The sequence below is a fragment of the Pseudomonas sp. IT-P395 genome (assembly GCF_949767675.1).
Lineage (GTDB): Bacteria > Pseudomonadota > Gammaproteobacteria > Pseudomonadales > Pseudomonadaceae > Aquipseudomonas.
Window position 1 is genome coordinate 91,620 of sequence record NZ_CATKPW010000044.1, and the last position, 21,603, is coordinate 113,222.

The following is a 21,603-nucleotide window of genomic DNA, read 5'->3' on the forward strand; positions in this document are numbered from 1 at the left end:
TAAAAAGGGCAGTCGCCATGACTGCCCTTCTTCTGTCAATCAGATTTCATACTCTTCGATTTTCGATACCACGTTCAGACCCAGCTTAGTCCTGATGGCCATGCGCGCCTTATCAGCAACTTCGGTATTCTTGGCAAAGATCGTTTCACCGGTGTACAACTTCACATTGCGAATATCCACATCGACAAACATAACTTTAGTAGAAGTATTGCGACGCAGAAAACGCACAGCGCCGACGGCCATGATGGCTTCACCATTAACTTCGGTACAGACGCCAGCGGTGATGCCGCCAACGCCGTGGTTCAGCAGATTGCGCTCATACAGAGTCAATGCGGTGTCGCGTTTTTTCAGAGCGGCGATGGCGTCGCCCGCCGTCTTCAGCATCAGCGCAGTTGCAGGACCAGGCACCGCAAGACCCGCTACCACCGAGCCGAGAATTTCCAGGACCAGTTTATCCATCCGTACGCTGGTGCCCGCAACTTCCAGATCGTTGTAGTACTTGGTAACAGGCGTCCAGCCTGAGTTGGTCATGACCTCGCGAAACAGCAGATACCACTCCAGGCCCTGGCTTTCGAGCGGGAATTTCTTGTTGGCTACAAGTGTCGCGAAAAGAAAGGCATTTTGTGCGTCGGTCCGATTGTCATCCGTCAGATGAGCAGAAAATGCCAAAAGACCCTCGCCAACAACTGCCGCCTTTGTCGGCGCGTCCACGGCGTCACCCGAATTAAGGGTCAGGGCAACACCACGACCTTGAATAGTTGGAACCTCATCAATTTCATATTGCTGCAAAGCACTAATGCAGTTGGCGACATAGAGCTGTTGCATTACTGGATTATTCACTTTCAATTCCTTATCATCATTTAAGCAAGCCTTCATTAACTTGCGAAAACGACCATAACCAAAGACACCAACACCCCACAAACAAAAACATGTAACACTACTTACCAAAGCAATAAAACCACAACTAACAAACAACTAAACCAATAACAATCAGCGCTATAAAAGTCGATACCCCAACCCCGCAAAGCGCTGATAGACTCCCTCCCCACTCTCCTTCCCAGCGAGACATGACCATGCTCCACGTGTTGTTCAGCGTTTACCTGAAGATGCTGGTGCTCTACAGCCCGTTCTTCGTGCTGTCCTGTTTTATCAGTCTGACCCGCGGTTATTCGCGCAAGGAGCAACGGCGGCTGGCCTGGAAGGTCGCGGTGGCGACGCTGGTCTCCAGCGTCCTGCTGTATTTGTTCGGACGGGTGATTTTCGATGTGTTCGGCATCACCGTGGATGCGTTTCGCATCGGCGCCGGCAGTGTGCTGTTCATTTCGGCGCTGGGCATGGCGCAGGGCAAACCGGCGGTACAGGCCGACAACGTGCAGCAGGACGTCACCATTGTGCCGCTGACCATCCCGTTGACGGTTGGCCCGGGCACAATCGGTGCCTTGCTGGTGATGGGCGTCAGCCAGCCGCATTGGGACGACAAGCTCACCGCGATCATCAGTATCGCGCTGGCCAGCTTCACCGTGGGCGTGGTGCTCTACCTGTCCAATCGTATTGAGCGGATTCTGGGGGATCAGGGATTGCAGATCGTCAGTCGTTTAATGGGATTGTTTGTCTGCGCCCTGGCGGCGCAGATCATTTTTACCGGGATCAAAGGCTATTTGGTGCCCTGAAACCGGCCCCCGAGTGCGCCGGCCAAAATTAAAACGCCGCGAACGACAACGTTCGCGGCGTTTTGGTTTTCAGACGAATTCACCGGTCAGAGCAAATGGTCAGCCAGCACCGCCAGGCTGGCAGTTGCGTCATTGCCCTGCACGCTCGCCAAAGCCTTCAAGCATTGTTCGAGTGCGAACACGTACTGACGGCCAGCGATTTTGACAGCCAGTTCGCATGAACCCTGCTCCTCGATCCCGCGTACGATCAGACTGTGGCCATTGTCCGGATCGGCCAGTACCAGGTGGCCATCGATCCGCGACATCAGCCAATGCCCACACTCGGGCATATCCAGCACCAACAAGCCAGGTTCCGTCTCCTGCTCCGCGGATGGGCGCCGCACATCGACAACGATGCAATCGAGTCGCTGCCAGGTTGCGGCCGATATCTGATAACCCTCCGTGCGCGAACCGAAGGTCAGAATCAACCGTTCGACGCTGTCCGCAAGCAATGGCTGTACCTCGGTGAGGTCATCACTCACTTCCAGCACCATGACCTCCTCGTCACGGAGGGCGTAGCTACCCGGCAACCAGACGCCATCGACCGTTCCGGCGCTGAAGATCAATGGGTCAATCGGGTCGAACAGCAGCGGATTGGCCGCATCACGCGTACCAAGGAACGTAGCCCATTTTCCATCGTCCCGAGCAGACACCTCGAATAGTCGATCAAGCTTCGGCACGTAGTATTGGTAGCGATTGCCGGTATTTTCAACGGGAAGAAACGCGGCATGGTCTTGCCCGTCCAGCAGCTTTTTTAAACGCTCCTGCAATTGCACAGACGTCTGGCCCGAGACGTATGACCAGCGGTTTTCCATGCCGACAATGCGCGCCGGCTGCTGATCCTGCAGTTGCAGCGTCACACCTTCGCGGGTACGCCCGAGCAGCCCGTCGCCATGCGGCAGCACTTCGCAAAACGCCCACGATGACCATACTCGCTCGGCCTGTGGCAACGCTTGGCGATGCAGCAACACGCTGCCGTTGCCGAACGCCGCGTGCATCTGCTCGAGAGCAACCAGCGTCTGGCGCCACAGCTGCCCGGAAGTAATATCAAGCAGCCAAACCGCTTGCCGGTCGGGCGTTAGCCCCAGCAACGTAAGCTCGTGGCTGCCCATGGCGTCCATCAACACAAGTTTTTCGTCAATACACCACACTGGCAGAAACGTCTGACCCGCTTGGGCACGCAAGCCGATGATTGCAAACGCGGCGCTGCTGTATTCCATGGCAAGCGCCGGTAATGCCGTCAGCCAGTCGGGGTTTTGCTGCAGCCAACGCTGGCCGAGGCCGACAAATTTCAGCACAGGTCTATCAAGCTCGGACAGCCAGTTGTCGTCCTTGGCGCCGAGGTCGACTTCGAACATTCGCCCATCGTCTTGGGTGGCCAGGAAGCTTTCGCCAACGCGCGTAACATCGATCACACCTTTCGCAAGCGCCTTGTGCCATGGCACGTTGTCACGCAGTTCTATGCCATGACTGAGCATTTGACTTTGCCGGCTGTAAAACAGCAGCGCAGCGGCGGGATCAGAGGCTCGAGGCATCAGCATCACCCTGTCCGCGTCACTGTCGGTGTCTGCTGGGAAGTACCTGTCGTGATGCGCGGCAATCCATGCCCGCTCAAGCAACTGATCGAAGGACCAGGCACGGGCGTGAATGTATGGCGCGTAGGTCCAGGTGCTGATGGGCGAAGCCATACCGGGTGTCTCGTCTGCGTAGGGACGGCGTTGTTTCTGGCGATGGCGGAAAAACGCGATTCTCGTGCCCTCCTCGGGCTTGAGGAAAGATTTTTCCAGACCGGGCGACCACATGTGGATGTCCGTCAGGGTCACTTCGCGGTCGGTCAGATGAAACTCCAGTGTCGTGCGCACATTCATGGACTTTTGTTCTAGCAACTGCTGCGAGACTCGCAGAGTGCCGTCCGCCAGTTGCCCGAAAGCGCTGATTTTCGTACCGGGCTCCACACTCAATAACCGATAACGATGCACGACCAGGCCGCTGATCACAGCCACGCGCCAGACCGTGGCATGCTCGGGATGATAAAACCACGCATGAGCAGCGCTGGCGGCGCCCAGCATCAGGCCGTCGTTGACTTCGCGCGGCAGCTCGCGCGCGTACAACAAGCGTTTTCGAGCGACATCGTAAAAAGCGGTTGTGCGCACAGCGTGGCTGGCCGGATTGAACGGCACCCTGAACCGGTGAAGCGTGACGTAACCAGTGCCCAGACGCCCTTCATTGTCTCGCTGGCGCAGATGGGCAAGGACATCACGCGGATTGTCTTTAGCATCGTTGAGGGTGATGGAAAGCAGGCGCAGCGACTGACGTTGCCAGTCCAGTTGAAACAACTCTCCCCCGGCCAGTTCGATCAGCCCCTCGAAGGCCGACAGCACGATACCGTCGACCGTTAGTTGACGCCCCGCCAGGTATGTCTGCAGGGCGCCGTCGTCCATCGTGGATACGTCATCAAAGCAGACCTGCTCAATGCTGGCCCAAGGAGCATGCACCAGCCATTGCGTCGCTCCATTGAATTTCACGGTTTTCAGTCCCGGGGTCAGACGGAGCTGGCAGCGGTCTGACGTGGCGCTGATTTCGTAGGACAGCTTGTGCTGGCACTCCATCGGCAAGGTCGGCACCGCTAGTTGGCGCACCTGCTCGTCCAGCACCACGCTGATCGTTGTCGCTTTATAGACCGGATGCAGTTTGTAGAGGATGTGTTTGAAAGAGGGTGTGCTGTGCAGATAAAAACGCCGGTTGCCCTGCTCGTCGTATTCCAGCTTGTCCGCCGCACTGTCGCGCAATTGCGGATAGCGTGTGTGGATGCGCTTATCCAGATGGCTCGTCAGCGTATCGCCCAGTGCCGCGAACGGATTGAAATACGAGTAAAAGTCTGGCTCAGGCATTTCACTGGCGTTACGAGGCTCGACCTGCTCTCCCGGCAGAGGCTCATACACATAGCCCGCGCCTCCCAGTTGATATTCGTAGCCGTAATAGCAGAGTGGTGTGCAAGGCAGCACCACGGTATGCAGTGAAGCGGCCCCGTGGATATTCAGCGCTGTGCTCTCGGGGAGACCGAAAGCCTGGCGGATATTGAGGGAACGGTGTATCTGCTGCGGGTCATCGTTGTATTTCGGCAATTCGAGTGCGCCGCCGCCCGATGGATAAAAGCGCTGGCTGTCAAAGCGAACCCGCCTGTCCTGCAGATCCAGGTGGGTGATCACGGCTTCTGGCGGGAACTGCAATACACCCTCTGCGACAGTGAAAGCGCCCGGTTTGTAAGCGTTGTGTATCGCACGCAAATGATTGCCGACCGCTGTTGCCTTGTCGGCAATCTGCCCAAGATTGCTGGCAATGGCCGTTGCACCGATGCCGATGCCGAGTAACGGCACAGACAGAAAAGCCGCCGCTGCGCCAACCGTTCCGCCTGCCGCCAATGCAGCAACATCCAATCCCAACGCTATTGTGTTGAACGCCAGAGACGTGGAGAACCGCGAGCGCTGCTCGTAATTTTGCGCCAGTGACAGGTTATGAATGTCGAAGCCGATGTTGACCAGCGAAAACGCAAAACCAACGCCGGTTGCCCCGCGACCGAGCACACGGCCGGACAACGACGATTGGCGCAGGACCAACGCCTGTTCACTGGCCACCACTTGCCGCACCAGGTTGATCATCTGTGCGGTGTCGCTGAGCACGCCAAAACCCAACTGCGCATAGCTGACGTAAACCTGGACTTGAAGCGCAATCGACAAGGCTGGCAACTGATCCCCGGCCTGGTATTCACGATGGCGCAGTTCGCTGATCAGCGTCTGGATCGCGAAGGCGAAACTCAAGCGGCTGCCTCCATCAGCCTCGGCCGGGCCACTGGGTTTGCCTGCCTTCACGCTCTGATGCAGATGCTGCTTGAGCTGAGTGAAGCGCGGGTCGGTCGTGCTCACGGTGCGCACTTGATGCGGATGCTGTGCATCGACCAGCGTCAGCGAAAAGTCACCGTCCGCCTGAGGTGTGAGCGTTTCCAGCAACGGCAGATATTCACGCCCCAGCGAGTGTTCGCTACGCAACTGCTGCATGGCCTGAGCAAACGCCTGCGCCCAATAGCGCGCATCCACCTGTGCCAGGCTGGCCCCCATCCGCGCGTTTTCGCCGAGCGAACGCTGGCGCGCCACGGCCTGTTTTGCCCAGACCGGGACACTACGTGAATCACTTGAAGGAATGCGCAAAAAACTGTCCAGACGCAAACCCGTCGAAAGCTCGCGGGTCGCCATCGCCTGCGTGTTCAACTCGATCACGTTGAATCGCGCCCCGGCCATCTCGCCCAGACCGTAGAGCCTGGCCAGTGCACTGTCGCCTGCACTCAGATAACGCTCAATGCCAAGTTTCACCTGCGCGCTTTCGGCGAACGCATAAATGGCAAAGTTCGGGTCGTAGAATCGATAGACGAATTGCCCTCCTGCCTGCACTTTCGCCACCAGCAAGGCGTGATCGCCGGTGTCGAGCAACAGGACGGTGGCCGTACTTTTCGCCTCCAGTGTCGCAATGACCGAGCCCAGACTCTGCAAGCCGCGGGATTCACCAATAGCGCTGGTGGGCAAGGCCCGCAGTTCATTCAACGCACTGAGCAAAGCCTGTGAACTCGGTTCCTGATGGTTGACGTTGGCCGTGGCGACATGCCCCACCAATGTCCGTTCGGCCGACTCGCCGGCAGCCACCGCTGCGCCCATCAGCAACGCCAGCGGATAACACCGGCGCCCCGGATCACTGCTCGTGTGCATCAGCAAATCCTGCGACAGCTGCCGGGCCGAGGTCGCGCCGGCCTCGAAGAATATCTCGCGCACCTGCGCACTGCGCTGGAGAATCCGCGAGCGGAACTCGCCTTGCGCCGTGTGATTGATCTGCCCGATACGTTCGCCCCATTGGCGCAAGGTCAAGGGTTCAAACAGTGCCTGAACCTTGAGTTCGCGGGCTGTCAGGACGTCATGCGCTTGTCCACGCACCAGCCCGGCCTCGAAGTCGGGCGACTGCCGCTGACGCAGGGCTTTTTCAACCGCATCATAACGAGCGAAAGTACCGTCGCCGTCAGTCTCGACAGCGAGGTCGCGCACGGTTTGCCAGACGTTGGCAAAGCTCGCGTCGTCCAGACTTGTCGCGCCGAAAATGCCCCCGAGCATGACGCGTACCAACGGGCTGAGTTGTTCCAGCGGCAGGGAATCATGGGCAATGCGGCTGAGCAGTTCATTGAGGTTGCTTGATGATTCGGCGCCATGGGAAACAGGCAGTTCGCGCACAGGTTGCGCAAGGATCAACTGACGATTATCGAAGCCGATGGTAAAGGCTTGGGTGAAGGTGATGTCACCGCTGAGCTTGTCCCTCATGGCTCGCACAAAGGGTTCGCCCAGATCATCCATCAATTGTTGCAGGACCGACGTCAGCAGCACCGCTTTACCGCCGACTACGGGCCAGCCTTGTTTAAACGTCAGCGTCTGTTGCGGCTGAAGCAGATCCGCCAGTTGGCCGGTGTAGCGTGATTTGAGTTTGCCGGTTTTCCACTTTTCCTGCTCTTTGGCCAGCCATTGCTCGGCGTCATCATTGACGGTCCAACCGGAGATCGCTTCCTCCTCGGTCTGCACGTTGTAACCCTCGGCCAGTCGCAAGCGCTCCTGAACCGTAACCTCGTTGTGCGGCAGGAGGTGAGTCTCGACGTAATTTTTCAGCCCGGTCACCGCTGCACCGGGTCCGGTAAGCGCAATAGTGCCGCGCGATCCGACGCGAATGCCGTCACGGTAGTAGCTTAAAATCGCCTCGCTCAACTTACCCAGAAAATCCTGCAGCGTGCGCGTCAGTTGCCCCTGCTCGATTTTCTCGTTCATGACGTTTTCTATGACATCGAGCAATCGTTCAGTCTGTGACCAGTCTACCGACGATGCGATGGCCGCCTGCTCAACGGCCTGCAGGCAGTCATAGTTGAAGCGGATCAATTGCATGACCGCGAGCGTCATCTCGCTTTGCGGCTGTGCCAGCAGATAAGCGTTCATCTCTCTGCTGAATTGCGTGCCCATTCGCAGACCGTGTTGCGGGCTGACGACTTCACGCGGTGCGACAAATATATGCTTGACGCCGGGCTTGCTGCGGGCAAAGACCAGCAGTGCCTCGCGATGTGCGGCAGGCAAAGTGTCCGTGTGATCGGCGTAGCGCAGGCGGTCGCGACCGGGCATCAAACTTTCATCATGATTGAGCAAAAGCTGCAACACCCCCAGCCGTTGCTCGTCACTGAACCCGCTGATGTCGACACCGCCCAGTCTGTCAGCCAGCGGCGGCAAGTAATCCATGTCACTGTAACGCCCGCCTTCGGCATATTCGGCCTGCAAGCGAACAACGTCACTTGCCGCCGCAAAGTTGCCGCGCATCGATACTTCGCGTTGATAGACATCCTCTAGAAAGTGCCCGGCGAACTCCCGTCGAACATCACGCAACTGCAAGTCGCTGCCGGCCATTTGCTGATGGCTTTGCAAGCAGCGTTGACGGAAGGCTTCCAGCGTCGTGCGGTCTTTGCCGTAAGCGCGCACCATCAGGTCGATCCGGGCCTGATCAGCTTTCCCTTGCCATTGCGGTTGTTGCAGGTACTCGAACATCTCGCGCTTTAATACACGCGCACGATCTTCGATCATCTTTGCAAGTTCATCGGGGTTGCTCACGGTGTCCCCGCCAGACTCCATTGCAGCAACTCTGGCGCTGTCGGATATAACCCGATTCATTTCGAAAGCCAGTAACGCATCGCTGTCGTACCAGAGATTGAACTGGTAATTCTCGGCAGCCAGCACCTGACGCCAGATATTCATGTAATCGCGCTGGATATTGCCAACTTCACTGCCACCCACCCAGACAAAATGCATGATTCCGGGTATGGGACTGGGCACGTCGCTGAGCATGTTTACAGTGCCCGTCAAGCGGGCTGCGTGATCGCGCAATTTTTCTTCGACGCTATCGATCAACGCTATCGCGGGCACTGGGTTACGCTTTGCCAAGCGTTCAAAATTTTCCAGAAAGAGTGTTACGACCTGCAGCTTTTCAGCGAGGCTAGTGGCCTGGCCAGCATTCTCGTAAAGCGTCACCAACATTGCATATTCGGCAGAACTGGAAAATGCCTTGAATGCGCGCTTTAACGCAGAGTATTCATTGGCCGAAATAAAATTAAACTCGTCGACATATTGCTCCATTACACCCATCAGACTTCATCCTTTATTCGCTGAGAGAATCCTCGACGAAGTTAGTCTGCCCGCCGGGCAACTTCAAAAAGCACAAAATTCAAATAGTTTCCCAAGAAACATCAAACAACAGACAAGTTGATTGCGCGCATGATTCGGTAATAAACAGGCGTATGACGAGTCATCCGATAAACAAACAAAGCGGCGCTCCCAACGGATGCGCCGCCCTGTCTTAAACTTGATCGTCCGATAATAAAGTTCGACTTGATGTCACACCGAGGCAACTTATTTACAACTTGCCTCGGCTCGGCACTCAGGAAAGCGGCTTTTCGCCGTACCAGCGCGGCGTGTAAACCCAATCACCGCCGCTGGCACGCGCAAACGTGCAGGTGGTCGAAGAACCAACCAGCACCATGGTGCGCATGTCCACTTGCTCCGGGGTCAACGCGCCCAGTGTCGTGGTGCGCAGAGTCTGGCCGGGACGACCAATGTCGCGGCCCAACACCACTGGTGTTTGCGGCGCGCGATGCTGGGCGACAATCTCCAGCGCCCGGCCCAGTTGCCATGGCCGCGCGCGCGAGATCGGGTTGTAGAACGCCAACGCCAGATCCGCTTCGGCGGCCAGATCCAGACGTTTTTCGATGATCGACCAAGGCTTGAGGTTGTCCGACAGCGACATCACGCAGAAGTCATGACCCAGTGGCGCACCGGCCTGTGCAGCGGTGGCCAGCGACGCCGACACGCCCGGGAGAATTTCCAGATCAACGCTGTGCCACGCCGGGTCCGTGGACTCGTGCAAGGCTTCGAGCACTGCCGCAGCCATGGCGAACACACCGGGATCACCCGACGACACGACAATCACCGAGCGCCCCTCGGCGGCCAGCCTGAAGGCGTGACGGGCGCGCTGCATTTCTTCGCGGTTGTCGGTGCAGTGCTGCACTTGATCGTCGCGAAACGGCCCGGCCATGCGTACGTAGGTTTCGTAACCGAGCACATCGGTGGCGCGAGCCAGTTCGGCTTTCACTGCCGGCACCATCAGCTCGGCAGCGCCGGGGCCGAGGCCGATCACGGCGAGACGACCGCGTGGCCGGCCAATGTTCGAAACATCCAACGGCTGCTCGGCAACCGCGATTGCCACGCCGTGGCTGACCACGACTGCAGCCTCAGGCACTGCGGCACGTGCCAGATTTTCGATGTCGCTTTGCGCCGCAACAAAGCGCAGCGGCACTCCCAGCTCAAGCGCCGCTTCACGCAAACGTGGCGAAGCCATTTGCGTCTCGCTGGCCAGCAGACAGGCCAGCGACGGCACGGCGATTTGCGCCTGCAGCAACGCACTGCGAACGGCATCCGCCAGGTCCACGATTTCGGCACTCACCGCCACCGCCACGCTGCGTGGATAGATCAGTAACTCACTGGCGCTCGCTTCACGCGCGGCACTGCCGATATGAATCGAGCGCTGCGCCTGTGGGTCTTCCGGCAGTTGCGCCTGATCCAGCCACGGCGCCGCGCCTTCGATGCGCACGCTGTGGCCGGCCAACAGATCAGAGACAAAACGCTTGCCCAGTTCCAGATCGCCCAGCGCGTAACCACTCGGGGGATTGAGCAGGCACGTACCAAAACGCAACTCGCCGCTGGTGGTGATCGCCGCAGCGACTTGCAGCCCGGCAGCGATGTCCCGCGCCATGACATTCACCCCGCCGAGGCCGCCCAACAGCGGCACCACGGCGCTGCCGTCTTCGGCCACCACGAGCACTGCCGGCTCGGCGCCCTTTTCCAGCAACAGCGGCGCCAGCGTGCGGATGACGATGCCGGCCGCGCACAGGGCAATGATCGGCGTGTCCTGCTGATACAGCGCGCGCAGGGTCGCGCCGAATTCCTGATAGGTGCAATCGGCGCCTTCGACGCGCCCGGCGAGGCCGTGGATCTGCGCCGCCGGATAGACCTGCTGAATGCGCCGTGCGGTGGCCAGGCTACCCTGACCGAGAATAACGATGGCTGGCGTGGATTGAGTCATCAGCCTTGCCACCGTTCGCCCGGCACGATGATCAGCGAGAAGTACGGCGAAGACATCGGCTCGACCTGATCCATCGGCACGATCTTCTGATTGGCCATGGTTGCGCGCTCGACGTACAGCGCACGCTCGGCCAAGCCGAGTTCTTCCAGCACCTGACGCACCTTGGGGAAGTTGCGCCCCAGCTTCATGATCACCGCCGCGTCGGCATCGGCCAGACGTCGCTTCAGCTCTTCATGGGGCAACACGCCGGAAAGCACCGACAGGCTCTGATTGCGATACACCAGCGGCGCGCCCAGCACCGAAGCGCCGCCGAGCATCGAGCACACGCCCGGCACCACTTGCGCTTCGTAACGGCTGGCGAGGCGATCGTGCAGGTACATGTAGGAGCCGTAGAAGAACGGATCACCTTCACAGATCACCGCGACATCGCGACCGGCATCCAGATGTGCCGCGATGGTTTCGGCAGCCTCATCGTAGAAATCGCTGATGACCTGTTCATACGAGAGCGGAGCCGGCAGCACTTCGGTGGTCACCGGGTACACCAGCGGCAGCAGATTCTGTGCGTCTTGCAGGTGCGCTTCGATGATGCCGAACGCGTTGCCCTTTTTGCCCTTGGCAACGAAGTACGCCACCACCGGCGATTCGCGCAGCAGGCGCAGGGCTTTGACAGTAATCAGTTCCGGATCACCCGGGCCGACGCCCAGACCAATCAAACGTCCTTTGGCCTGCATCATTCGATCTCCGTGGCGAGGGCATTGACGGCGGCGGCGGCCATGGCGCTGCCACCGAGGCGGCCTTGCATGATCACGAACGGTACGCCACGGCTGTCGGCGGCCAGCGCGGCTTTCGATTCAGCAGCGCCGACGAATCCGACCGGGAAACCAAGAATCAATGCCGGTTTCGGTGCCCCGGCGTCGAGCATCTCCAACAGATAGAAGAGTGCGGTCGGTGCGTTGCCGATCACCACTACGCTGCCTTCCAGGTGCGGACGCCAGAGTTCCAGCGCGGCGGCGGAGCGGGTATTGCCCAACTCGCGAGCCAGCTCCGGCACGCTCTCGTCGCGCAAGGTGCAGATCACTTCGTTATTGGCCGGCAGGCGTGCACGGGTCACGCCTTCGGAGACCATCCGCGCATCGCAGAGGATCGGCGCACCGGCGGCCAGCGCATCACGCCCGGCCTTACCCGCACCTTCGGAGAATTGCAGGCCGTCGACGGCTTCGACCATGCCACAGGCGTGGATCACCCGCACCGCGAGTTTTTCCAGATCGGCCGGGATGCGCGCCAGATTGGCCTCGCTGCGAATGATCGCGAAGGAGTTGCGATAAATCTCCTGACCGTCGCGGATGTAATCAAGCATCAAGGGGGCTCCGAGAGCGGGTGGCGAGCAGGGTCGCGACCGCTTCAATAGTAAGGTTGCGTGCGTGCAGCGCGCCGAAACCCGGCAGCGTCGCATCGCGAAAATAGAGGTCGTAATGACCGGGATTGACGGCCAGCAACGTCACCGGGGCACAGTGGGCGGCGGCGCACGAGCGCGGGCAACCACTGAGGTGGATGTTGAGGGCAGCAGGCAGCAACGTCGCCAGAAGGCGGGCGTCCTGCTTGGTGTCGGCCAGGCCTTTGCCGCAGCCATTGGAACCGGTGCAGGCGATGAGTCGTGCAAGGGGTTCGGCAGCGCGGGTCAGCAGGTTCAGTTGCTCAAGACCTTCCAGCACTTGCGCCGCATCGCTGGCTTGCACATCAGGCACCAGCAGGCTTTGCCAAGGTGTGAAGCGCAGGCTGCCATTGCCGAACCGACGGGCCAGTTGCGCCGCCCCGCGCAGCATCGCCGGATCGAGACGGCCCAGCGCCGGCACTGCACCGATGTACACCCGCCCCGAGGTATTTTGCGGATGAGCGCCGATGTGCAGATCGTCCGCAACAGCCGCGCGCTGCCAATGGCTGATCAGCTTGATCGGCAAGCGCGTGCTCAGTTGCCCGATAAACGCCGAGAGCGGCAACTCGTCGAGCAAATGGCGCATGCGCGTTTGCTCGGGGCGCGCCAACTCAAGAAACAATTCCAGTACCGCCACCACAAGTGCATGGCCGTGCTCCGGCAACACCGCGCCCAGTGCACGATCCGTTGGGCATCCGGCCAGACCGAACGCCAGCAAGGTTTCACCGTCACGCTCGAACGCCGACAACCACAGGTCGTGGGGATGTTCGAGCATCGCCAACGCTTCACCGCCGTCGAGTTGCACGGAGAACTTGGCGCTCAACTCATGGAAACGGGGATGATTTTGCAAGGTGTCGAGGATCTGCCCGGCGAGGCTGCGCGTGTCGAAATGCATCTGCCGATCGATCCCGGCAGCGGGGCTGAGCATCAGATTGCGCACATCGTCACCGGCCGCCGTGCGCGGGCCGAGGCCGGCGGCGAGCAAACGATCAATCAGCGCAGCAGATTGCGGGCCGATTCCGCGAATCTGCAGATTGGCGCGGTTGGTCGCCTCGATCGCCCCGCTGGCGAACTGTTGCGCCGCAGTTGCCACCGCATCTGCCTGTTCGGCGCTGATCGAGCCGCCATTGAGCTTGATCCGGCAGATCCCGCCATCCAGCGCCTGGACGATACGCAGCAACCCCGGACAGGCCGAGGGGCGTATGGCAGTGGACAAAAAGCGTTCGTTCAAGGGGCGAACCAGTAGCGAGGGAAAGGCGCGGTATTATGCCTGCTTTGTTCACCGGCATGAAAAGTCTGCCCGTCGGTTTGCAAGACATATCCCTGGATACTCGTTCGACGGGCAGTGCCCACGCAGTCATTTCACGACAACGCTATGATTTGCTCTTGGCGGCGCTCGCCCAATAGCGAGATAACCTTGGCCCGGGAAAAAATATAATCTTCGGGATCAATCAGCGCCCGGTAGCCTTCGACAAACACGTTGCCCTGCACACTCTTACTGTTGAAACGATGATGAAGCACATTATCGACGATGCTTTCCGCACTCTCGAAAGACAGGATTACCGTCGATAACGTTGTCCCGGCAGAAGCAAAGCCCAACATAAACCTTATGCAATTTCCCCCCGATAAAATATGCGGCTGGATACTTTCATTGGCAACGGCAACTGAGACTTGCTTCAACTGCGACTCGATCGCCGAGGCGCTCACGCGAGTTACCGTTGCGGGAATCCAGTGGTGCAAAAGTCTGGTTGCAAACTCCAACAAGGTAAAGCTGTCAGGCATCGGTAGCGGGAGACTGACGCCTGGATTGTCCAGCAATAAGGCTCCGGTGGCCCTCATCGCCATTTTATTAGCGTGGGTCCATGCTGTAACATCGCTTACATCGGAAACTTTATGGGATGCGACCGTTTGAGAATACAGCAGCGCATCAAGGCTATCGGATCTGTCTGCAGTGGATAACTCGTCCGCCAGCAGAATGATCGCGCCTGCGCAGACGAAGGTTTTAGATCCTGTGTTCATATTCTGCTTCCTGGAAAGCCAGAAGTTTGCACCTCTGGCTTTACTTAAACTCAGGCCTTTGTACCGAACTCATAGCTGAGTGCTTTTTCACGCTGCTCGGTCAATGCTTTGACAATCAGCGGTTCAACCATCAAGTAGTCCTCTTCATCCATATGCATGGTGGCCGCACCGTTATAGATTTCAACCGAAGAAGTGGCCCACTCGATAAACAGAACCTTGGTCGGCTGCGCAGTGGCGAGGTATTGCACCGCTGCAACGGCCAGGGTGATACCACCGTCGGCATCTTCCAGAGCACTGGACATGCAGAAGTTGCCACCTTCGGCTTTCTTCGAGTTGTTTTCAAAAAGCTTTAACGCTTCAGGCTCGTTCTTCAGCGCATCCATGGTCTTATCGGCGACAGTCGACAGCACCTTCAATGCTGCCTGGCCTTGGCCAATAGCTGCACCCACCGCCGCATGGATAATGTTCAATGCAACATTGTCCATGGTGAGCTTTTGCGAAGAAGCGCTGTAGCGATTATATGGCTGGCTGAAGGCGAACCATCCGGTCAACTTCATCAGTCGCATGAACTCGTTGTATCGTTGTTCTTTCTGACTGGCCGACGGAAACTTGAGCAAGGCAACCAGGTCGGCATACATGTAAGAGTGCTTGACGATACGCTTGCTGCGCTTGGACATGCTCGCATCAAAGCCGGCGATACCCGACCCCATAATGGCGGCGTTCAGTTCATCCTTGTCAATGGGCAAGTCCGTGGCCGCACGGAATGTGCGCGCACGTATTACCGGTTGCGCCGCGACAAACTCATTGCACTCAGCAATTAACGCAACACGCTGCGCAGCAGAAATTACTTGATCATTTACTTCATTCATTACTTTGATTCCATGCAGTTATCTAAACGCCGTCTTGGCGTAAAACCAAATTAGCCTTCCAGCGAAAACTAATCAACTTACGTTCCATTCAATTCATTTCAGGCTTCACACCAATAATCAAAACACTTATCTCCCAACAGCAATTCAACGCGTTAGTTCAATCTCTGTCATACGCATCTCCAGCACCGCCGCGCTTAACCGTGCGCGATACTCTTCCACCTGTCGTGGTTTTATTGCAAAGCGCCTAGACTGGATATCAAGTTGCGAGCCACTGTGCTGTATCGTCCAGAACAGATAATTCGAGCTCCAGTCAGCCTGCAAAAAACGGACGTTGCTGACCACAATCTCCAATTCTTTCTGGGCATTGTATTGCGCCGGGGAAAAACGAAAGTCTCCCCATGCGCGCGTACTGTCTGATAACGCATCGATTCCAGCGGAACTACACTCAAGCAATTGAAACGTCTCTTTCATTGCGGCAATCTTTGATCGACTAATCAACGTCGAGACCGACTTTGCCCACGTGTCCAATACGTTTCCTGAAAAGTTCTTGTCGGCGACAATGACCGGTTCGTATTCCAAACCCCAGCCGATGGACCACAGTACGCCGGAGTAAAACTCGAACCACGCCGCCGACTCATGTTTTCTGTTATGGCGCTGATCCGCTCTATATTCCGCCCAGCGCATACTGTCTTTAATGAACCGCTGATCTTCCCTGGCCACCCCCGAAAGAAAAGTCAGTAGATTGCCTCCCATCACGACTGAAGCACCGCCATCAAGCAACGGACTTGTTAACTGCTGCATCTCATTCATCTCTCTACTCCTGTAATTTGAAGTGCCTTGCCTGGCACTCACTCTCACTGCCTGTTCAGTTATAAACAGCAGCTCATCGCGAAAGAATAACAACCTCACAAAAACTTCAATTAAAGCAACTAAAACAATTAGTGTCCGATCAACAATTAAAAGATTTCAAGCGGTCAGTTGGCAGCCATCGCGCTATCATGTCGCCGGATAATGGCAAGCGCACGATTGAGGAAGGTATGGCCCCTTGGCTGACGGTTGTAGGCATCGCTGAAGACGGCTTTAAAGGCCTTGGTAAAAATGCTCGACGCGCTCTGATGGACGCCTCGCGGATTATCGGGGGCCAGCGTCAGCTGGATTTGCTGCCGGTGTGCATTCGCGGCGAACGCCAACTGTGGCCTAGCCCGTTTTCATTGGCCCCGGTGTTGGAACAACGCGGCGAAGCGGTTTGTGTATTGGCCAGCGGCGATCCGATGTTCTACGGCGTCGGTGCTAGCCTGGCGCGGCAGGTGCCCAGCGATGAAATGCTGATTCTGCCCGCACCTTCGTCCTGCTCACTGGCGGCTGCAAGGCTGGGCTGGCCGTTGCAGGAGGTGAGCATTGTGTCGTTGGTGGCGCGCCCACTGGCAGCGATCAATGCGCAGTTGTTCAGCGGCGTACGCTTGTTGGTGCTCAGTAATGACGGCCAGAGCCCGGCGGCGGTTGCGCAATTGCTGCGCGATCGCGGCTTTGGCTGGAGCCGCATGAGCGTATTCGAACACTTGGGTGGTGGCGCCGAGCAGCGGATCGACGCCAGCGCCAACGACTGGAGTCTTGCCTCGACTGCCGACCTCAACGTGATCGCCATCGAATGCCTCGCCGACACCAACACGCCACGTTTGTCGCGTCTTGCCGGACTGCCCGACTCGGCGTTCAAACATGACGGCCAACTGACCAAACGCGACGTGCGCGCCATCACCCTCGCCCGCCTCGCCCCGACACCCGGCGAGTTGCTTTGGGACGTCGGGGCGGGCAGCGGTTCGATCGGCATCGAATGGATGCGTGCTCATCCAAGTTGCCGGGCGCTGGCCATTGAAGCCGATGATGGCCGTCAACAGTTGATCGAACAGAATCGCGATGCGTTAGGCGTGCCCGGTTTGCAGTTGATTCGCGCCAAGGCACCGCAGGCACTGGCCGGACTGGAACGCCCGGATGCTATTTTCATCGGTGGCGGCGTCACCCGTGAGGGCGTGTTCGAAACCTGCTGGGAACAGCTCAAACCCGGTGGCCGTCTGGTCGCCAACGCAGTGACGCTGCAAAGCGAAGTGGCCCTGATGAATTGGCGCGAGCGCTTCGGTGGCGAGCTGACGCGCATTCATGTCGCCCAGGCGCAGCCGCTCGGCGAGTTCGATACCTGGCGCCAGGCGCTGCCAATCACTCTGCTCGATCTGGTCAAACCCCTCGATGCGTGACGAAACCGCCGAACAACCTGCACCCCTGCGCAGCGGCCTGACCACCGGCAGCTGCGCCACCGCCACCAGCCTTGCCGCCGCACGCCTGCTGCTCGGCGGGCTGTCCGCCGATGCAGTGCAGATCGTGTTGCCGAAGGGCAAACAGGTGCAGATGCGCCTGGAGTTCTGTCGTTTGACCGACGACGGCGCCGAGGCCGGGACGATCAAGGATGCCGGTGACGATCCCGACGTGACCCACGGTGCGCTGCTCTACTCGCGGGTGCGGCTGCTGAGTGAGCCGGGAATTCGCTTCAATGCCGGTGCCGGCGTGGGCACCGTGACTCGGCCGGGGCTGGTGCTCGGCGTTGGTGAGCCGGCAATCAACCCGGTGCCGCGCAAGATGATCAGCGATCATCTGAGCCTGCTCGCCGCCGAGACCGGCTACGGCGGCGGCTTCGACGTCACTGTCAATGTCGAGGGCGGCGAAGCGCTGGCGCTGAAAACCATGAACCCACGGCTGGGCATTCTCGGTGGATTATCGATCCTCGGCACCAGCGGCATCGTCCGGCCGTTTTCCTGTGCGGCTTACATCGCTTCGATTCATCAGGGTATCGACGTCGCCAAGACCAACGGGTATCTGCACATCGCCGCCTGCACCGGCAACGCCAGCGAAGACACCATGCGTCGGGTCTACAATCTGCCGGAAATCGCCCTGATCGAAATGGGTGACTTCGTTGGTGCGGTGCTCAAGCATCTGCGCAAAGTGCCTGTGGATAAACTCAGCCTGTGCGGCGGCTTCGGCAAGATCAGTAAACTGGCCGCCGGGCACATGGATCTGCATTCGCGGCATTCGAGCATCGACCTGCCGCAACTGGCAGACTGGGCCGCGGCGATTGGCGCCGATGAGGCTTTGCAGCAAGGCATTCGTGAAGCCAATACCAGCCAGCAGGCATTGGCCATGGCCAGTGCGGCGGGGATCGCCCTCGGTGATGAAGTCTGCCGCCATGCGTTGAATTTCGCCCGCAGCGTGGTGCCGGCGCAGGTGCAGGTCGAGGTGTTTGCGATTGATCGTCAGGGCGGCATTGTCGGGCATGCCGGAGGTTTTGCATGAAACGAATTTTGCTGCTCGGCGGCGTCACGGAAGCGCTGGCAATTGCTCGCACGCTGGGGCCAGAACATATCTATAGCCTCGCTGGCGTTGGCCGAGTACCGACCGACCTGACCTGTCAGGTGCGCGTCGGTGGCTACGGGGGCGCTGAAGGTCTGGCGCAATTCATTCGTGACGAAGGCATCGACCTATTGCTCGACGCCACGCATCCCTATGCCGCCCAGATCAGCCAGAACGCCGCGACCGCCGCACTCCGGACCGACATCCCCTGCTGGGCTTTGCGCCGTCCGGCATGGCAACCGCAGTCCGGTGATGACTGGCGCGAAGTCAGCGACTGGGACGAGTTGATCGCTGCCCTCAAGCCGTTTCGCCGACCGCTGTTCACCCTCGGCCGCGAACCGCTGCAACACCTCGATGAAATCCCCGCCGACCAGTTCTGGACCCTGCGCGCCCTCGACGTTTACCCGGGCAATGAACGCTGCGAAGTGATCGGTGCGCGTGGGCCGTTTCTGCTTGGGGATGAGCGCGCACTGTTCGAGCGGCGGCAGATCGATGTGTTGATCAGCAAGAACAGCGGCAGCACCGCCACCGAGCCGAAGCTGGAAGTGGCGCGTGAACGTGGGGTGCCGGTGATTGTGTTGAAGCGTCCGGGGTTGCCAGAGGTTGATCGGGAATTTCGATCAGCGTCTGAAGTCCTTGAAGCCCTGACGACGTCAGACTTTTCCTGACTTCGAATTTATTTGCGAATTTACCTGCAATTTTTGAGGACGCAGCCGACTGTTTTTCACTACATCCTCACCCCAATACTTCGGTTCCTTTAATCCCGACAAGCAGACAGCCAAGAAAAGCGGCTTGCCAGCTTGTATCCCAAGGAATACGATCCCGACATGATCGCTTTTGAACGATCCCGCATATTTTCCGAATGGCTCGACTCCTTGAAAGACATCAAAGGGAAAGGCCGAATCATCTCCAGAATTAAAACAGCCGAAAATGGCAACTTCGGTGATTGCGGGTTCGTCGGTGACACTGTTTATGAAATGCGTGTTCATTACGGCCCCGGTTACAGGATGTACTTCACACGCAAAGGCGAAGTGATTTATCTACTGCTGATCGGGGGCGACAAATCGACACAAAAAAGAGATATCAAACGCGCCGTGCAGATGGCTCATAACATCGGAAATGAGGAGTAAATCATGACCGAAGAATTCGCCCGTTTTGACGCCGCCGAGTACCTCAAAACTCCCGAGGACATGGCGGCGTATCTGGATGCCTGTTTTGACGACGATGAAGGCGACGGCGTCCTTATCCGTGCAGCGCTCAATGACATCGCCCGGGCTCAAGGCATGACACAAGTGGCGCGGGATGCAGGTTTGGGCCGCGAAAGTCTTTATAAAGCGCTGAGTAGCACTGGCAATCCCGAATTCGCAACTATCATGAAAGTCATGAAGGCTCTGGGTTTGCGATTGCATGCCGTAACACTGTGAACGCGCTGCGACACCAAACCGCACGACGCTTTTTTACTTATCCGCCCTGATCAGGCTAAATAGCCGCGCCTGATCGCCCACCCAATGGATCTGTCCCATGAACCGACACCGGCTAGCAATTGCCTGGATCGCCTGCTTTGCAGTGCTGTTCAACATGCTCGCCATGCCGATGACGGGAGCGATGGCGCAGGCGGCCAATTCACCGGCCGAACAGTTGCTCTGGAGCAGTTTCTGCACCGGCAGCGGGACCAAGATGGTGGCGATCAACATCGGCGCCACCGATCAGAAGGCCCCGAGCAACGACACTCATTCGAACATGCAGCATTGCTGGTGCTGCTCGGGCTCGGCGCCGTTGGTGGCGTTGCCGGGGCATTCGCCGCAGCTTTACTTCGCCCGTTATGAAAGCAATCGCAGTGTGGCGCCCGCCTCGTTGCAAACACCCACGCCGCGCCAGCAATGGCCGAGTCTCAATCCCCGCGCCTCCCCTCTGGTTTGATTTGTTCGCGCAATTGACCTGCGTTTCAAATCGTTCTGGAGAACTGCCATGTTGAACAAACTCATCGTCGTCGCTGCGCTGCTGTTGCCGGCGTGCTTTGCTCATGCCCACGAATACAAGGTGGGCGAACTTGAGATCGCCCATCCGTGGTCGCAAGAGTTGCCGCCAAATGCGCCGACCGTTGCTGCCTATTTCATCATTCACAACGCCGGCAAGACGGACGATCGCCTGCTCAGCGTCGACTCGCCCATCGCCCCGGAAGCGCAACTGCACGAACACGTCATGCAGGGCGATCTGATGAAGATGCAGCAGGTGCCGAGTGTGGCCATTCCGGCCGGCGGCAACGTGACATTCGCGCCGATGGCCTATCACGTGATGCTGCTCAACCCGACCGATCGCAGCCTGCTCAGCGACGGCAAGCGCTTCCCGCTGACGATGCATTTCGAGAAGGCCGGTGACGTCACCGTCGACGTCTCGGTGCAGAAGAAACCGCCGGAAACCACGCAGGCCCACGCGCACGCCCAGTAAGCCTTCCGGCAGACTCCGCCCATGCGCCCGCAGAGCGCCAGGCCCTCCCGGCAACGCCGTCAGACTCAACACCTGACTCGCGGCAGCTGGATCGCCCTGTTCGCCATGTTGATGATCTTCATCGGCCCACTGATTTCTCAGTCGATGCCGATGGATCAACACGTCTCGACATCGATGCCGATGAGCATGGACATGTCGATGGGCATGCCGGGCATGGATCACAGCGGCCATGATGCAAAGCCCAGCGCCGAACACTGCCCACCGCAATCCTCGCACCACGTGTTGTGGGAAAAGTGCGGTTATTGCAGCCTGCTGTTCAATTGCCCGGCACTGACCGGCGGCGGTGATTTCGTCGCCTTCAACATCCCGCCGCTGAACACCTTCACCCCACCCTCCCCACGCCTGGGCCACGCCCGGCAGACCTTCTTCCCCGGCGCCCGCAGCCGCGCCCCACCCATCGCCACGTAAACACGCACCTTTGATTGCACACGGTGGAGAAGACAGCTTCAGGCTGCCGGCCGTGTCGTTT

18 protein-coding genes are annotated in these 21,603 nt (G+C 58.7%); 9 read left to right on the plus strand and 9 right to left on the minus strand.

Features of this window, described 5'->3' with window-relative positions:
- Positions 1 to 39: 39 nt before the first annotated feature.
- Complete coding sequence (locus ACM6IN_RS20900) at positions 40 to 840, minus strand: hypothetical protein (RefSeq protein ID WP_414916638.1); 801 nt, start codon at positions 838 to 840, stop codon at positions 40 to 42.
- A gap of 233 nt (positions 841 to 1,073) precedes the next feature.
- On the opposite strand from ACM6IN_RS20900, the gene ACM6IN_RS20905 reads away from it, so the two are divergent.
- Positions 1,074 to 1,670 carry a MarC family protein gene (locus ACM6IN_RS20905; protein WP_007914577.1) on the plus strand — a complete coding sequence of 199 codons (597 nt, stop codon included), beginning with the start codon at positions 1,074 to 1,076 and terminating at the stop codon, positions 1,668 to 1,670.
- An 86-nt stretch (positions 1,671 to 1,756) separates the two neighbouring features.
- Here the strand turns inward: ACM6IN_RS20905 and ACM6IN_RS20910 are convergent, their stop codons facing one another.
- The 8 genes from ACM6IN_RS20910 to ACM6IN_RS20945 form a co-directional block, all read right to left on the minus strand.
- Positions 1,757 to 8,584 carry a TcdA/TcdB pore-forming domain-containing protein gene (locus tag ACM6IN_RS20910; protein WP_414916639.1) on the minus strand — a complete coding sequence of 2,276 codons (6,828 nt, stop codon included), beginning with the start codon at positions 8,582 to 8,584 and terminating at the stop codon, positions 1,757 to 1,759.
- A 625-nt stretch (positions 8,585 to 9,209) separates the two neighbouring features.
- Complete coding sequence (cobJ, locus tag ACM6IN_RS20915) at positions 9,210 to 10,910, minus strand: precorrin-3B C(17)-methyltransferase (RefSeq protein WP_414916640.1); 1,701 nt, start codon at positions 10,908 to 10,910, stop codon at positions 9,210 to 9,212.
- On the minus strand, positions 10,910 to 11,644 hold the full coding sequence (locus ACM6IN_RS20920) for a precorrin-2 C(20)-methyltransferase (RefSeq protein ID WP_007914574.1): 735 nt from the start codon (positions 11,642 to 11,644) through the stop codon (positions 10,910 to 10,912). The genes cobJ and ACM6IN_RS20920 overlap by 1 nt, the downstream gene beginning before the upstream one ends.
- Positions 11,641 to 12,267 carry a precorrin-8X methylmutase gene (locus ACM6IN_RS20925; RefSeq protein ID WP_007914573.1) on the minus strand — a complete coding sequence of 209 codons (627 nt, stop codon included), beginning with the start codon at positions 12,265 to 12,267 and terminating at the stop codon, positions 11,641 to 11,643. Before ACM6IN_RS20925 ends, ACM6IN_RS20920 begins: the two co-directional genes overlap by 4 nt.
- On the minus strand, positions 12,260 to 13,558 hold the full coding sequence (cobG, locus tag ACM6IN_RS20930) for a precorrin-3B synthase (RefSeq protein ID WP_414916641.1): 1,299 nt from the start codon (positions 13,556 to 13,558) through the stop codon (positions 12,260 to 12,262). Before cobG ends, ACM6IN_RS20925 begins: the two co-directional genes overlap by 8 nt.
- Positions 13,559 to 13,704: 146 nt before the next feature.
- A complete protein-coding gene (locus ACM6IN_RS20935; RefSeq protein ID WP_414916642.1) occupies positions 13,705 to 14,361 on the minus strand; it encodes a hypothetical protein in 657 nt (218 codons plus the stop codon).
- A 50-nt stretch (positions 14,362 to 14,411) separates the two neighbouring features.
- Positions 14,412 to 15,230 (minus strand): hypothetical protein, encoded by an 819-nt coding sequence (locus ACM6IN_RS20940; RefSeq protein WP_414916643.1) that lies wholly within the window; start codon positions 15,228 to 15,230, stop codon positions 14,412 to 14,414.
- 144 nt (positions 15,231 to 15,374) lie between these two features.
- A complete protein-coding gene (locus tag ACM6IN_RS20945) occupies positions 15,375 to 16,040 on the minus strand; it encodes a hypothetical protein (RefSeq protein WP_414916644.1) in 666 nt (221 codons plus the stop codon).
- 227 nt (positions 16,041 to 16,267) lie between these two features.
- Between ACM6IN_RS20945 and cbiE the strand changes: the two genes are divergently transcribed.
- The 8 genes from cbiE (at position 16,268) to ACM6IN_RS20985 (ending at position 21,542) form a co-directional block, all read left to right on the plus strand.
- Positions 16,268 to 17,479 carry a precorrin-6y C5,15-methyltransferase (decarboxylating) subunit CbiE gene (cbiE, locus tag ACM6IN_RS20950; RefSeq protein WP_414916702.1) on the plus strand — a complete coding sequence of 404 codons (1,212 nt, stop codon included), beginning with the start codon at positions 16,268 to 16,270 and terminating at the stop codon, positions 17,477 to 17,479.
- A complete protein-coding gene (locus ACM6IN_RS20955) occupies positions 17,472 to 18,569 on the plus strand; it encodes a cobalt-precorrin-5B (C(1))-methyltransferase (RefSeq protein ID WP_414916645.1) in 1,098 nt (365 codons plus the stop codon). The genes cbiE and ACM6IN_RS20955 overlap by 8 nt, the downstream gene beginning before the upstream one ends.
- Positions 18,566 to 19,294, plus strand: coding sequence for a cobalt-precorrin-6A reductase (locus tag ACM6IN_RS20960; RefSeq protein ID WP_414916646.1), 729 nt, complete (start codon positions 18,566 to 18,568; stop codon positions 19,292 to 19,294). Before ACM6IN_RS20955 ends, ACM6IN_RS20960 begins: the two co-directional genes overlap by 4 nt.
- Before the next feature lie 159 nt (positions 19,295 to 19,453).
- Complete coding sequence (locus ACM6IN_RS20965) at positions 19,454 to 19,756, plus strand: type II toxin-antitoxin system RelE/ParE family toxin (protein ID WP_122606498.1); 303 nt, start codon at positions 19,454 to 19,456, stop codon at positions 19,754 to 19,756.
- A gap of 3 nt (positions 19,757 to 19,759) precedes the next feature.
- Complete coding sequence (locus ACM6IN_RS20970; RefSeq protein WP_007914567.1) at positions 19,760 to 20,050, plus strand: addiction module antidote protein; 291 nt, start codon at positions 19,760 to 19,762, stop codon at positions 20,048 to 20,050.
- 97 nt (positions 20,051 to 20,147) lie between these two features.
- Positions 20,148 to 20,546, plus strand: a complete 399-nt coding sequence (locus ACM6IN_RS20975) for a DUF2946 domain-containing protein (protein ID WP_007914565.1) — start codon at positions 20,148 to 20,150, stop codon at positions 20,544 to 20,546.
- Between the two features lie 48 nt (positions 20,547 to 20,594).
- Positions 20,595 to 21,074 carry a copper chaperone PCu(A)C gene (locus ACM6IN_RS20980; protein WP_007914562.1) on the plus strand — a complete coding sequence of 160 codons (480 nt, stop codon included), beginning with the start codon at positions 20,595 to 20,597 and terminating at the stop codon, positions 21,072 to 21,074.
- A gap of 21 nt (positions 21,075 to 21,095) precedes the next feature.
- The gene (locus ACM6IN_RS20985) at positions 21,096 to 21,542 is read left to right on the plus strand and encodes a DUF2946 domain-containing protein (RefSeq protein ID WP_414916647.1); all 447 of its coding nucleotides are present in this window, start codon (positions 21,096 to 21,098) and stop codon (positions 21,540 to 21,542) included.
- Positions 21,543 to 21,603: the final 61 nt, after the last annotated feature.

What these genes read in the sequence shown, in the direction of transcription:
- ACM6IN_RS20905 (WP_007914577.1), top strand. Translation starts at nt 1,074, where the DNA reads ATGCTCCACGTGTTGTTCAGCGTTTACCTGAAGATGCTGGTGCTCTAC.
- ACM6IN_RS20910 (WP_414916639.1), bottom strand. Translation starts at nt 8,584, where the DNA reads ATGCATTTTGTCTGGGTGGGTGGCAGTGAAGTTGGCAATATCCAGCGC.
- cobJ (WP_414916640.1), bottom strand. Translation starts at nt 10,910, where the DNA reads ATGACTCAATCCACGCCAGCCATCGTTATTCTCGGTCAGGGTAGCCTG.
- ACM6IN_RS20920 (WP_007914574.1), bottom strand. Translation starts at nt 11,644, where the DNA reads ATGATGCAGGCCAAAGGACGTTTGATTGGTCTGGGCGTCGGCCCGGGT.
- ACM6IN_RS20925 (WP_007914573.1), bottom strand. Translation starts at nt 12,267, where the DNA reads ATGCTTGATTACATCCGCGACGGTCAGGAGATTTATCGCAACTCCTTC.
- ACM6IN_RS20935 (WP_414916642.1), bottom strand. Translation starts at nt 14,361, where the DNA reads ATGAACACAGGATCTAAAACCTTCGTCTGCGCAGGCGCGATCATTCTG.
- ACM6IN_RS20940 (WP_414916643.1), bottom strand. Translation starts at nt 15,230, where the DNA reads ATGAATGAAGTAAATGATCAAGTAATTTCTGCTGCGCAGCGTGTTGCG.
- ACM6IN_RS20945 (WP_414916644.1), bottom strand. Translation starts at nt 16,040, where the DNA reads ATGAATGAGATGCAGCAGTTAACAAGTCCGTTGCTTGATGGCGGTGCT.
- cbiE (WP_414916702.1), top strand. Translation starts at nt 16,268, where the DNA reads ATGGCCCCTTGGCTGACGGTTGTAGGCATCGCTGAAGACGGCTTTAAA.
- ACM6IN_RS20955 (WP_414916645.1), top strand. Translation starts at nt 17,472, where the DNA reads ATGCGTGACGAAACCGCCGAACAACCTGCACCCCTGCGCAGCGGCCTG.
- ACM6IN_RS20960 (WP_414916646.1), top strand. Translation starts at nt 18,566, where the DNA reads ATGAAACGAATTTTGCTGCTCGGCGGCGTCACGGAAGCGCTGGCAATT.
- ACM6IN_RS20965 (WP_122606498.1), top strand. Translation starts at nt 19,454, where the DNA reads ATGATCGCTTTTGAACGATCCCGCATATTTTCCGAATGGCTCGACTCC.
- ACM6IN_RS20970 (WP_007914567.1), top strand. Translation starts at nt 19,760, where the DNA reads ATGACCGAAGAATTCGCCCGTTTTGACGCCGCCGAGTACCTCAAAACT.
- ACM6IN_RS20975 (WP_007914565.1), top strand. Translation starts at nt 20,148, where the DNA reads ATGAACCGACACCGGCTAGCAATTGCCTGGATCGCCTGCTTTGCAGTG.
- ACM6IN_RS20980 (WP_007914562.1), top strand. Translation starts at nt 20,595, where the DNA reads ATGTTGAACAAACTCATCGTCGTCGCTGCGCTGCTGTTGCCGGCGTGC.
- ACM6IN_RS20985 (WP_414916647.1), top strand. Translation starts at nt 21,096, where the DNA reads ATGCGCCCGCAGAGCGCCAGGCCCTCCCGGCAACGCCGTCAGACTCAA.